Origin of the sequence: Atribacter laminatus (genome assembly GCF_015775515.1) — a bacterium.
Lineage (GTDB): Bacteria > Atribacterota > Atribacteria > Atribacterales > Atribacteraceae > Atribacter > Atribacter laminatus.
Genome location: NZ_CP065383.1, coordinates 1,326,203 through 1,338,535, shown reverse-complemented (window position 1 = coordinate 1,338,535; position 12,333 = coordinate 1,326,203). Strand labels below are relative to the sequence as shown.

The following is a 12,333-nucleotide window of genomic DNA, read 5'->3' as shown; positions in this document are numbered from 1 at the left end:
AATTTCTTTAATCTTTCTTTTATTGAAAAATAAGTCACTTTCACCTCCCTTTTTTATTGGGATTTTTGAAACATTACTGCAGCAACCATGATTGCCCCTAAAACTACTCCTTGAAAATTGGCGCTTATTCCGAGTAGGTTAATACTGTTAGAAACTAAACCTAATAAAAAAACTCCTCCCAAGGTACCAAAGACATTCCCTCTTCCACCAAAAAGAGGAGTTCCTCCAATTACCGCTGCCGCAACTGAGCGTAATTCGTATCCAGTTCCCATGGTTGGCAAAGCTGAATCGAGTATAGAGCTTAAAACCAAAGCTGCAACACCAACAAATAATCCATTTAAGGCGTAAAGAGCAATTTTCATTCGGCTTATTCTGATACCCGAGAGTCGAGAGGCTTCTTGATTGCCACCAATGGCAAAAGCATACCTTCCTAAAGGAATATTTCTTAGAAAGAAATGACTAAGAATTAGTAGCCCAATAAATATAATTGCTGGGGCAGGTAATCCAAAAATATCTCGAATTCCAATCAATTCATAAAGTCCACCCATCCCATTAATTGGACTTCCCCGGCTTATCACTACTGCAATACCTTGAAGAAAGGTCATTGTTCCCAGAGTGATTATAAAAGGGTGAGCCCTTTCGGTTGCCGCCAAAACACCATTTAAAAAACCAAAAAAAACTGCACAGGCAAAGAGGGCAAGAATACCAAGACTTAAAGACTGAGTTCGAACAATAGTGAGACCACCGACATAAGCACTAAGTGAAATAAGACTTCCGACCGAAAGGTCCAGCCCACCAGAAATGAGAAGAATGGTCACTCCAATACTGACAATACCCAAAACCGAGATTTGTTGGAGAATATTTAATATATTTTGTAGGCTTAAAAAACGAGGATTGATTATTCCGGTAAAAATTATAATGACTAAAAGAACTAATACTAATATATTTCTTCCAATGGTAGCAAAAGAAAACATGATTACCCTCCTAACATAGCTTGCAGTAATTCTTTGGGACTGGTAGTAGAAGAATCGGCAATTTCTTCTACTATTTGCCCACGACGTAGAATGATAATTCGATCAGCTATGGTAATAAGTTCCTCAAGATCTGAAGAAACGAGAAGAATACTTTTTTGTTTTGATTTGATATCGAAAAGTAAACGATGGATTTCCTGGCGGGCTTCTACGTCCACACCTTGGGTAGGTTCTTCCAAGAGCCAGATTTGAGCATTGGCAAAAAGCGCCTTGGCAAAAAGAACCTTTCTCTGGTTTCCCCCACTCAAATACTGTACTTCAGTTTTCACTGATGGAGTAACAATTTTTAGCGCTTTCACTAAACTTTGAGCTTGGTCTCCCTCTTTTTTCAGGTGGATCATACCTTGGGTGAGTATTTCTTTAAGATTAGAAAGAGTGATGTTTTTGGCCAAAGAAAGGGGGAGAATCAAACCTTCTTTGCGCATATTTTCCGGAATAAAAAATAATCCCTTTTCTAAGGCATCATAAATACAAGAAGGCGAATAAGGTTCTCCTTTTAAAAACATTTTTCCCTGAGAAAAAGGCAATAGTCCAGCAAGTAACCGAATAAGTTCATGACAGCCAGAATCGTTTCCTCCAAGAATTCCGAGTATTTCCTCTTCGTGTAATGAGAGATTTACATTCTGAAGGACATTATTGCAGGAAATTTCTTTAAGCTCTAAAACTTTCCCCCCAACTGGTTTTTTAATAACTGCAGAGAAATCAAGCTTATGACCCGCCATTTTTTCAATTAAGGTTTCTTTGGTAAGATCTCCTTTTTGGAAAGTCCCAACGCATTGTCCATTTCTTAACACGGTTATTCTTTGGGAAATTTCTAAAACTTCATCTAAATAGTGGGATATATAGAGTATGCCTATTCCTTGTTGTTGAAGTTGATGAATTAAATGAAACAAAAAATCCACTTGAGATCCGGTTAAAGATGCGGTTGGTTCATCGAGAAGAAGAACTTTAGCTTGACGTGCTAATACTTTTAAAATGGCAACCTCCTGGCGAGCTGCTACGGATAAGGCAGCAACTATATCAGTAGATTGAATACTTAAGCCATAGGAACGGATTCTTTCCTCAGCTTCTTCTTTCATGGCAGTAAAGTCAATACTTCCCCAACGGGTGCGAGGTTCCATTCCTAAAAAAATATTCTCCGCTACTGATAACCAGGGAACTAATTGTTGTTCCTGATAAACGGTAGCGATTCCGCTTAATCTTGCTTGATAAGGATTCAAAGAGCGAAAAGACCTGTCCTCTATATCGATTGATCCTTCGTCGGGTGTATAGGCTCCGGATATGATTTTCACCAAAGTGGATTTACCAGCTCCATTTTCTCCAACCAGAGCATGAACTTCCCCAGCTATTAAAGTCATATTCACTTTATCTAAGGCTCGAACCCCTGGAAAACTCTTCGAAACATCTATAATCTTTAAGAGGGGCTGATTTTCATTCAAAAGAAAAACCTCCTGATTGATTGAACTCCAAATCGATTACCACCATTATTAGTAAATATCTATCTTGAAAACCTACGGGCGAGATAAATTAAGCCCCTACAAAAGAATATAAAATGGAGGGGCGCAATTTATTGCGCCCGATCTTCATATAATGTAGCGACATGCCATGGCATGTCGAATCCTTGTTTTCACCTTCATCTGGTGCCACAAAGTGGCATGAGGGTTTATCCTGAAAATATCATCAAATAAATTCTTAAATCGGTCATCCTTTAATTATTTTTTAAAAAAATAGCTAAATGAGATTGCCACGTCACTTCGTTCCTCGCAATGACGGAACAGTAAAAAATCAAATCCCCCCCTAACCCCCTTTTCTAAAGGGGGAGATTCATTTCTAAATGAGTTATTTTCATCCTCATCTAGTGCTGCTATGCAGCGTGAGGGTTTATCCTGAAAATACACTAATGCTTAAAAATACCGTCATCCTGAGGCTTCGTATTAAGAAGCCGTGAGGATCTCATCTTTTTCTTTTTTAATTCAAAAATATGATTAAGAATAAAATCTTCAAGTCTTTCTAAAAAGGATCACCAGATAGTCGTTATGATCATCAATCGCTGTTTCTTTTATTCGACTCACGGCTCACTTCTCACGGCTCACTGTTTTTAAAAATGAGACTGCCACGTCGCCTAAGACGCTTCTCGCAATGACGGAACAGTAAAAAATCAAATCCCCCTAACCCCCTTTTCTAAAGGGGGAAACGATTCCTGGGTAGGTATTTTCATCCTCATCTGGCGCTGCTATGCAGCATGGATGTCCATCTTCAAATAAATGTTTTCGACTTGCCTCCAGGTAACCTTTTCTCTTAAGAAATAAATTCAAATATCCCGTCCAAACTCTTTAATTTCAACTCGTTTGCCTCTTGCTGAAGATTGGTTGATGGCTTCAATCACTACTTGGACCCGATATCCATCTTGAAAGGAAGCTCCCAATGGTTCCACGGGCTTGTCATTAACTACACAATCTAAAAAATGATGAAGAGCATGAACATGTCCATATTCCCAACCTTGATTATGACCAGAAGGCAAATAATTTATTTGTAACGGATGCTCGGAATCAGTTACTAAAACATTACTAAAACCTTGGATTTCAGGTGGGTTAGCATCGGTAGAATAGACTTGCAAGTGGTTTAAATCTTCAAGATCAAAAACTATACTCCCTTTGGAACCATTAATTTCCCAACCTTGATAGTTCTTTCTCCCGGTACTTACTCCTGATGATTCAATTGTCCCAATTGCGCCATTTTTAAATTCCAAAATTGCAATGGTACATTCATCTGCAGAAACTGGGTTAGACTTACCCGAACAATCTTTCCGCATCTGATTATATGTTTTTCTTAATCCGCTGACCGCTGTTATTTCGCCAATTAAAAAGTGTGCCATATCAATAATATGGCTTCCGATTCCCATAAGAATTCCAGATTTGGTACCATGAGCGTACCACACCTTTTCAATGTGCTCAAAAGGATTGTGTCCTTGTTGTTGTAAGTATTTGGCTCGGAACTGGTAAATTTTTCCCAATATTCCCTGTTTAATAAGCTGGTGTGCAAATCGAACCGCAGGAAGAAAACGATAATTATAACAACACATCGTCTTAATTTTAGTTTCCCGAGCTTTCTGAGCCATTTGGAAAGCTTCTTCAAGCTTTAAAGATAAAGGCTTTTCACATATAACATGTTTTCCGTTCTCCATGGCTACTATGGAAGGAAGATAATGCCAATCGTCTGGTGTACAGTTATCAAAAATGTCAATCCGGGGATCTTTAGCCAGTAGTTGCCAATCAAGACAATACTCTTTGTAACCAAACCTGCGCGCAGTATCTTCAACTTTTTTTTGATTACGACCACATATTGCCAATAGGACAGGTCGGGCAACCGGATCGGAAAAACTGAAAGGAACTTTTATAAATGCATTAGAATGAACTTGTCCCATAAAACCATATCCCAACATACCAATCTTCACTTCAATAAAGTCCGATTTTGAGTAATCTACCTGGAAAAAACCCTTTTGATCCATGGAATTCACCTATCACACAGTAATTTTCTGTAAATATTTTATACTCTCAGTAACAGCTTGATCTTCATCCCCATACTTTGGATCTAAATAATCAATTTCTAAGGTCAAACTCTCTTGATAATGATTATCTTTAAAAACCTGAACCAAACCGGGAAAGTCGATAATGCCCCTTCCTGCCGGTACACTGGCAAAGAAATACCAGTCGGATGGATTCCCACCATATAGAGGAGCAACATCTTTGATGTGAGTAGCAAATATTTTATCGAATAGTTTACGGGCAGCCTCAATTGGGTCCTCTCCAATACGAAGAGCATTACCGGAATCGAAGGTTACCCCGAGTTTAGAAGAACCAACTTTCTCAATAATCTCAAGCAATTCATCAGAAGTAAAATCAAAATGGTTTTCTATGCCTAATTTTACGCCATAATCTTCAAATAGGGGCATAACATCTTGAAGAATTTTTGATACTTTTTCGATTTGAGGGCCATGAGGTTCATGTCGGAAAGCCAGGCTGGAGACAACAATTCTCATAACTTGTGCATTTAATTCTTGACAAGTTTTTAAATGCTTTTTAAGGTCCTTGACTGCTTCGGGTTTTTTCCCACCTTCAAAACCATCAGGATGACCCCAAGCCACCACTGGATCCAACTTTAACTCAATTAATTGATCTTTCAACTTTTTCAAAAAATCTTTTTCGTTTTCAGGGAAAAAACAAGTTTCAAGGGAAACAACATCAACCCCAAGTTCACTCGACCGCTTTAAAAATTGGTCAAAGGTTATTCTTTTTCCAGGATTTTGTTGGAAATCATATACTTCGCCAAAATACCGATGATAACAATAACTATCGATCCCAATTTTCATAGCCCTCTCCTTAATGATGGAATATAAATTTTCAGTTCTTTGAACAGATACTTTTCACAACTAAAAGTTTAGGGTATAACTCCATTCAACTAACGCTTCTTCCTTATCTATTTTTAATCATTCTCATTTTTTTTACAACCATTTTTCGCTGAAATTCTTGTCAAAAAGGAAGATGGTCGATACAATGAATAGATAGTTCTGAAGATATGGAGTGGTTCAAATAGCTCTTGAATTAAAGAATATTGATATTCTAAAAAGTCGGGGAGCACAAGATTACGCTATTATTAATGGTCCTCCCTTCCCTGCTAATTGGCAAGTTTCGCCTCATCGTCACTCTCAATTGGAAATTGGTCTGGTGAAATCGGAATGTTGCACAATCCAAGTAGGCTCTGAAAGGCACTACTTCGAGAGAGGTGATGTTTTTTTCTTTCCAACAAGATTAGCTCATGGTTTTGCAACCGGTTCCACACAAGGGGTTGAAATAGTTGTAGTGCAATTCCCAAAATTAGAAGAATCCTTAACCAAAAAATTGATAAATTTACCACCAATCGGTTTTTTTAAGCTCACTGACCTTGAGATGAGCATTTTTCTCGATCTCTGTTACCGACTGCAGAGAGAAATTGCCGGTTCTCTTCCATTTTCTGAAATGCAATGCCAAGCTTTGTTGCAGCAGATTATCGTCCTTCTTTTTAGAACATCATCCCGTGGTGACCTTCCCTATTTGATTCCACAACAACAACAAGCCATAGAAAAAGCCTTGCAAATTATTCACATTCGTAACCTAGATAATTTACTAATCCGAGAAATTGCTGCCGAAGTGGGTTTTTCCTCTCAGCACTTTCGTGAACTTTTTAAACGATATGTAGGAATCAGTCCTAAGAAATACCTTACGACCCTGAAGATACAAAGAAGTAAATGTCTTCTCCTCCATAAAGAATACTCCGTTACTGATGTGGCGTACCACTTGGGGTTTAGTTCACCTCAGCAATTTTCTAAGGCTTTTCGAAAAACCATTGGCTTAAGCCCTCTCCTGTGGCGAAAAGCCTATATGCTTCAAGATGAGAGCGTGTTATCAGAAAAATATTAGAAATTTACGCTGAACCAAGAATCCCAGATTTTCCTTAAGAAATTTTAACAAAAAACTCGCTCTCCTGAGCGACTGGGGTGAAAGAGAGCGAGGTAAAAATAGCACACATTCCAAATCCCTTCCCGGTCTAAACCGTTAAAACCTTCCAAATTCTTCAGCAGCATCAGTAACGGCATTCAAATTCTCAACCGGTGTACCGGGAGCTACATTATGCCCATCCATAATTATATATCCCGGACAATCCTTAAGAACCTCAAGGCTTTGCCGAACGTCTTCTCGAATATCTTCTGGTTTTCCGCCATGGAGTTTTACAGTATCTATTCCACCAATAAGGATAACTTTCCCACCCATTATTTCCTTAATAAGGTTCTTATTTGTAAGATAGCTAAACCCATAATAGATATCGATTCCCACCTCATTGGTCCATAAATCAATAAGGTGATCGGCTTGCCCACAATTATGGGCTATTACTTTCAAACCCCGACCATGAATATTCTCTGCTAATTTTTTTAAAGCAGGAAGAGCAAATTCTTTAAATTGTTTTGGTGATAGTTGAGCAGTACCATCATCTCCAATAAAAGTAGTTCCTTCCAAATAAGAACTACAAAAAGCGACCTTACCACCTCCAATTTCTCTGGCAACATTGAGCCAATCGATTGCTTTCTCTGAAATAATTGACAACAAATCTTTCACCCAATCAGGACGATCGTATAAATCCATTGCAAAATTATCAGCACTTCTTAGATCTCCTGCTATAACCGTTGGACCAATAATTCCTCCGCCACCCATCATCACACAATCAACAGCGGGTATAATTTTTCCGTCGGAAAATTGAATTTCATAATCCTCGGCTTTCTTTTTCATTTCCTGATAGTAAGAAATCATTTTCCCATGAAGTCCGTTATTTATATAATCAACTGAACGAAGTTGATCTAAATTATCGTTTTTTTGCAAAAAATGAGGGCGGGCTACCCAGGGAGAATCATCTTCTTGATAAACAATTTCTGCTCCAAAAGGTTCAACATCTTCTACCCACATAAAATCTGGATAAAATACGATTTGGTGATAATCAGACCTAATATTCTCTAAAATCCATTTGGCTCCTAAAAGCTGGGCTTCCAACATCACGCCCGGGTCATTGAGATAATCATGGAATCGGTTCTCATACCCAATTAAAGGCAACCAATACCTTGAACCAATATAATGCAAAACCGGAACTCGGTCGGGTTGTTGGAAATTCCAAACTTTTTCCCAGCGAGCTTTTCTTTTCAGTATTTCAGTATAAGGGAAGCGAATAATTATCTTTTTCATAAAATTCCTCCTACTTGTCAATGCCAATTACATCTTCAAACCACTTGAAACCGATAATCCTTTCACAATTTGTTTTTGAGCAATAGCAAACAAAACAATGATGGGTAAAACTGAAACCGAAGCCCCGGTAATTAATAAATCATACCTTTTCCCTTGCTGTTGGGCTAAAGCAGCAACTCCTAAAGGCAAGGTCCGCATCGCTGGTTGCGAAGTAACCATTAAAGGCCACCAAAGCTGATTCCAAGTCATTAGGAAATTATAAATAGCAACTCCCCCTAAGGCGGCGCTGGTTAAAGGCAAAATAATGCGACTATAAATCCAAAGCTCGGATGCACCGTCTAAGCGGGCTGCTTCTATATAATCGTTGGGAATATCCTCCATAAACTGTTTCATGAGAAACATTCCGAAGGGGCTGAGACAAAATGGCAAAATGAGTCCTAAATAATTATTAGTTAATCCAATTTTGGCGGTAAGCAGATACATAGGAATAACCAAGGTTGCAAATGGAATCATAAAACCACTCATCAGGAGGAAAAAGAAAAAGTTTTTAAATTTAAAGTTAAATTTTGCAAACACATACCCCAGCATCGAACTGGAGAACATCGATATTATGGTTATCCCACCTGATACAATTATGCTGTTCAGGAAATACCTACCAAAGGGAAGCCTTTCGAATAAAGTTTGGTAATTTTTTAAAGTAAAAGTTTGGGGGAAAAAAGTGGGAGGCATTTTTACAATTTCGGTTCCAGGCTTAAAAGATGACAGAATCATCCAAAAAAAAGGGATTATCATAATAAGAGAAACAATGATAGCGATCGTATGGGATTTGGTTTGCTCAGTTATCTCATTTTTTCTTTTTGAAGACATTATGATCCTCCCATCCTTTAATATTCCCATTCTGGTTTAAGAATTTTAAGCTGCAAAAGGGTTAATACCCCAATAATGACAAATAGCATTATTGCAATAGCCGAAGCTATTCCAGTCTGAGATCGCAGTATTCCATCGTTATAAACTTGAAGAGCCATGGTATAGCTGCTGTAACCAGGGCCACCTGATGAACCCCCGGTTCCACCACCGGATAAGGTCATCACAAAAACTAAATCGAAAGCTTGGAATGCAGAAATAGCTGTAATTGCAGTTATAAATAGAAACACTCTTCTTGCTAAAGGAAAGATTATTTTCCAAAAGGTAACAAAGGAGCTGGCTCCATCAATTTGTGCTGCCTCGTAAAAGACATCGGGTATGGTATTTAATCCGGTTAAAAATATTAAGGTTGAGAATCCAAGAGCCTGCCAAGCTTCAGTAATAATAACACAATAAATTGCTTGCTGAGGACTGTTCAGAAAGCCTTGCCTTGAAATACCAATTTTACTGAGTAATACATTAAATAATCCAAATTGAGGTTGATAGAGGTAGGTAAAAAAAAGACCTATGGCTACCATAGAACATAATGATGGTAAAAAAATTGAAAACATATACCCTCTGCTCCCAAATTTAATAGCAAACAAAGTTTTAGCTAAGAGCACACCGATAAAAACGACTAAACCAGTTTTTAGTAAGGCATATAGCATCGTATTCCTGAGAGCAGTAATAAAGCGGGGGTCTTTAAAAATATCAAAGTAATTTTTTAAACCGACAAATTTACTTGAGGCTGGGTTTTGAACAAACCAAAGAAAAAAGCTACTCACTATCGAATAACCAAAAGGATAAGCCACGAATAAAATAAACCAGACTAAGGCAGGAATCAAAACCAGCCAGGGAAAATATCGTGTGGCGAAGCCACGTTGCATTCGCAAAAACCTCCTTTTGACTGAAAGGCTTGATTCTTAATCATTCAAACAAAACCATCAACAAAATAATAAAAACCTAAAATAAAAAGCTTTTTTATTTTCTATTACTGGAAGGAACTCATAAAAAATTTTCCTTCCAGTAATAGAAATACAATCTTACTTAATGGCTAAATCTTCAGGAAGTCCGTCCCAATAAATAAAGGTAGCCGGCACGTTCGGGTATTTTTCTTTCATTGTGGCAACCTGTTGATTAGAATTGGCTTCCATTTGTTCTAAGACTTGATCAACTGTTAATTCTCCATGAATCATTGCATCGATACTTGGCCACCAGATGTTGTAGAGCAAAGTATCTTGTTCTGGAAATGGTCCCCAATAGCGGAAATATCCTTCCTTCATAGCCTCAATAACTGGTTCAAGATAAGCACCTTTTCCAGTTTTAAAGTATTCGTTATCCCAGAGAGAACGAGGAGTTGGAAGTCCAGGATTTTCCTCAAGGAAAACCAATTGTCCTTCAGCACTGGCCAAATATTGCAGATATTTAACCGCTGCTTCCTTTTTCTCGCCAGATACATAAGTGGGCATAAGTAAATCCCAGGTATCACTATGGCTGAATAATGGTTTCTGTCCCTTGACAAAAGCTGGTTTCATGATGAAGTCAAATTTCATATCTGGATAAGTTATTTCGGTAAAGGGCAGATATTCCGGCCACATGAATGCCATAGAAGCCAAATTTTGTACCAAGGCATCACCAGTGGTCGGCATGTTGACGCTGTCAACTTTGTGCACAAAGAAAAGGTCATAGAAAAATTGGAGAGCATTTTTAGCTTCGGGAGTTTGGAAGGTAAATACTTGTTTATCGTTATCCCAGAATTTTCCTCCCTGATCAGCAATGTAACTTAATAAGTAGGTAGGATCGTTACTCTCTTGAAAGCTAAGGCCGGAACGGATTAAGTCACCGCTAGAATCGTATTGAGCCAGTTTTTTAGCGTAATCAATTAACTGATCAGTATCAACAAAAGCTTTTTCAACAGCTAAACCAGCCTCGTTTAAGTGATCAACGTTAACCAGAATACCAGTATCCCCGGGAGGATCAGGTATGCCTACCGCCCAGATTTGATCATTCAGGTTACATTGTAAATAGTATTCTGGTGATAGATTTTCTTTTACCCATTCCATTGATGGGAATACATCCGGAGTAAGAGGCTGAATTGATCCAGGAACTGCCCATTCTAGGATTTGCGTTCCAGTACCTGAAAATAATTCCGCTCCGCCTCCCGCTGCCAGTGCTGCTCTCATCTTGGCGCCTAATTCTGCTTGGCCCGGTTGTGGCTCAAGAATAACTTCAATATCAGGGTTTAATTCCATAAATGCCTTGTTTACAGCAGTATAACCATTTATATGGGGGTCAAAAGATAAACACCAGATAGTGATTTGAGTTTTTCCTAAAGCTACAGCACTCATGCATAAGATAACAAAAAGCATAATCAATAAAACGTATCGGTTTGATTTCATGAACATTCCTCCTCCTGTAATAAAAACCCACTAAAACTCTATGGAACAAAATTACTCATTCCTACTGAGTATCACCTCCTTTTTCTTTAGGAATAATATTTATCAAAAAAAATAAAAAACTTTATAAATACCTAGCGCTATATTTATCAACGGCAAAATGCATGGTTATGGCATTTTCTATTGGAATATCCATATCCAGCAAATTACAGGTTGCTATAACCAAACCATTTTTCTTACCAACTTTTTCTACCAAATCCTGAATGGCTTGATCAACATCATAGGGAGACCCAAAGGGAAGAAGCTCACTAATATCGATATTGCCGATCAGACAAAGTCGGTCGCCACACTTTTCTTTGATTTGGCAAATATCGTTACCAGCCGTAGGTTGGAGAGAATGAAGACCATCAATTTCACAATCCAAAAGCATATCAAGAGTATAATTCTGATTTCCGCAACCATGAAGCACGACTGGTTTTCCTAAATCATGAATTTTCCTGACTACATCCTTCATAAAAGAGAAGTCCATTTCCCAAAGGTCTTTGGGGGACATAAAAGGACCAGTATTATAAGCAAAATCGTTCGAAAGCCAGATACAATCGGCTCCTTCCTGAATCACCTTTTTAGCCAAGTTAAAAACGTGATCAAAAAAACGAGCTGTAAAATCGAGAAGTTCTTTTCGATGTTCATAGAGATAAAACATATAATTATTAAAACCCATAAATTGGTTTATTTTAAAAAAACCGGTTTCAATTTGAACGACTACAAAAAAATCAGATTTTTGGACCCATTTATGGAGATTATCATATTTAAACTCGTCAATCGTTGGAAACTGATGAGTTTTTAAATCTCCTGGTTTCTCAACCGGTTTTTTAAGTATTTCATAGGTGAATGGAGTAGAGATAGCCTCCATGCCCCAAATATCACGGTAAATCGGATAGCCTTCTTTCGATTCATCAATTTTGATCCAGGGTTCACGAGGAAAAACATGAATAAAATCAAAGCCTAAAAATTCTCGAGCTTTTTTATGACAATCAAACTGAAAATCACTCAGTTCCTCAGTCATCCATCTTACTAAAGCATTTTCCTCAGCTTTTGGCATTTTTACCTTTAATATTTTTTGAATTAAAATATCGTGGAGCATTTGTTCTCCATGAGGGATGCGGTCAACTGGTTGGCATTTGAGGGCGGCTAACATTCTCTCTTTGTGGTTCATATTATTATTCCCTCCTCCTA

General features: G+C 38.0%; 10 protein-coding genes. 1 reads left to right on the top strand and 9 read right to left on the bottom strand.

What is annotated here, in order from left to right; all coding sequences use genetic code 11:
• Nucleotides 1-53 precede the first annotated feature (53 nt).
• From RT761_RS06135 to RT761_RS06120, 4 genes are all read right to left on the bottom strand, one after another.
• Nucleotides 54-974, bottom strand: coding sequence for an ABC transporter permease (locus RT761_RS06135; protein ID WP_218113189.1), 921 nt, complete (start codon nucleotides 972-974; stop codon nucleotides 54-56).
• 2 nt (nucleotides 975-976) lie between these two features.
• Complete coding sequence (locus RT761_RS06130; protein WP_218113188.1) at nucleotides 977-2,470, bottom strand: sugar ABC transporter ATP-binding protein; 1,494 nt, start codon at nucleotides 2,468-2,470, stop codon at nucleotides 977-979.
• Between the two features lie 872 nt (nucleotides 2,471-3,342).
• Nucleotides 3,343-4,539 (bottom strand): Gfo/Idh/MocA family protein, encoded by a 1,197-nt coding sequence (locus RT761_RS06125; RefSeq protein ID WP_218113187.1) that lies wholly within the window; start codon nucleotides 4,537-4,539, stop codon nucleotides 3,343-3,345.
• Nucleotides 4,540-4,551: 12 nt separating this feature from the next.
• Nucleotides 4,552-5,400 (bottom strand): sugar phosphate isomerase/epimerase family protein, encoded by an 849-nt coding sequence (locus tag RT761_RS06120; RefSeq protein WP_218113186.1) that lies wholly within the window; start codon nucleotides 5,398-5,400, stop codon nucleotides 4,552-4,554.
• A 211-nt stretch (nucleotides 5,401-5,611) separates the two neighbouring features.
• Here RT761_RS06120 and RT761_RS06115 point away from each other — a divergent pair, with 211 nt between their 5' ends.
• The gene (locus tag RT761_RS06115; RefSeq protein WP_218113185.1) at nucleotides 5,612-6,487 is read left to right on the top strand and encodes a helix-turn-helix transcriptional regulator; all 876 of its coding nucleotides are present in this window, start codon (nucleotides 5,612-5,614) and stop codon (nucleotides 6,485-6,487) included.
• A 135-nt stretch (nucleotides 6,488-6,622) separates the two neighbouring features.
• Here RT761_RS06115 and RT761_RS06110 read toward each other — a convergent pair whose 3' ends face one another.
• The 5 genes from RT761_RS06110 to RT761_RS06090 form a co-directional block, all read right to left on the bottom strand.
• Nucleotides 6,623-7,798: a uroporphyrinogen decarboxylase family protein gene (locus tag RT761_RS06110; RefSeq protein WP_218113184.1), complete on the bottom strand. Its 1,176-nt coding sequence runs from the start codon at nucleotides 7,796-7,798 to the stop codon at nucleotides 6,623-6,625.
• Between the two features lie 27 nt (nucleotides 7,799-7,825).
• Complete coding sequence (locus RT761_RS06105; protein ID WP_218113183.1) at nucleotides 7,826-8,665, bottom strand: carbohydrate ABC transporter permease; 840 nt, start codon at nucleotides 8,663-8,665, stop codon at nucleotides 7,826-7,828.
• 17 nt (nucleotides 8,666-8,682) lie between these two features.
• Nucleotides 8,683-9,588 (bottom strand): carbohydrate ABC transporter permease, encoded by a 906-nt coding sequence (locus RT761_RS06100; RefSeq protein WP_218113182.1) that lies wholly within the window; start codon nucleotides 9,586-9,588, stop codon nucleotides 8,683-8,685.
• 156 nt (nucleotides 9,589-9,744) lie between these two features.
• A complete protein-coding gene (locus tag RT761_RS06095; RefSeq protein WP_218113181.1) occupies nucleotides 9,745-11,100 on the bottom strand; it encodes an extracellular solute-binding protein in 1,356 nt (451 codons plus the stop codon).
• Between the two features lie 121 nt (nucleotides 11,101-11,221).
• Nucleotides 11,222-12,313, bottom strand: coding sequence for a uroporphyrinogen decarboxylase family protein (locus RT761_RS06090; RefSeq protein WP_218113180.1), 1,092 nt, complete (start codon nucleotides 12,311-12,313; stop codon nucleotides 11,222-11,224).
• Nucleotides 12,314-12,333 lie beyond the last annotated feature (20 nt).

What these genes read in the sequence shown, in the direction of transcription:
- RT761_RS06135 (WP_218113189.1), bottom strand. Translation starts at nt 974, where the DNA reads ATGTTTTCTTTTGCTACCATTGGAAGAAATATATTAGTATTAGTTCTT.
- RT761_RS06125 (WP_218113187.1), bottom strand. Translation starts at nt 4,539, where the DNA reads ATGGATCAAAAGGGTTTTTTCCAGGTAGATTACTCAAAATCGGACTTT.
- RT761_RS06120 (WP_218113186.1), bottom strand. Translation starts at nt 5,400, where the DNA reads ATGAAAATTGGGATCGATAGTTATTGTTATCATCGGTATTTTGGCGAA.
- RT761_RS06110 (WP_218113184.1), bottom strand. Translation starts at nt 7,798, where the DNA reads ATGAAAAAGATAATTATTCGCTTCCCTTATACTGAAATACTGAAAAGA.
- RT761_RS06105 (WP_218113183.1), bottom strand. Translation starts at nt 8,665, where the DNA reads ATGTCTTCAAAAAGAAAAAATGAGATAACTGAGCAAACCAAATCCCAT.
- RT761_RS06100 (WP_218113182.1), bottom strand. Translation starts at nt 9,588, where the DNA reads ATGCAACGTGGCTTCGCCACACGATATTTTCCCTGGCTGGTTTTGATT.
- RT761_RS06095 (WP_218113181.1), bottom strand. Translation starts at nt 11,100, where the DNA reads ATGAAATCAAACCGATACGTTTTATTGATTATGCTTTTTGTTATCTTA.
- RT761_RS06090 (WP_218113180.1), bottom strand. Translation starts at nt 12,313, where the DNA reads ATGAACCACAAAGAGAGAATGTTAGCCGCCCTCAAATGCCAACCAGTT.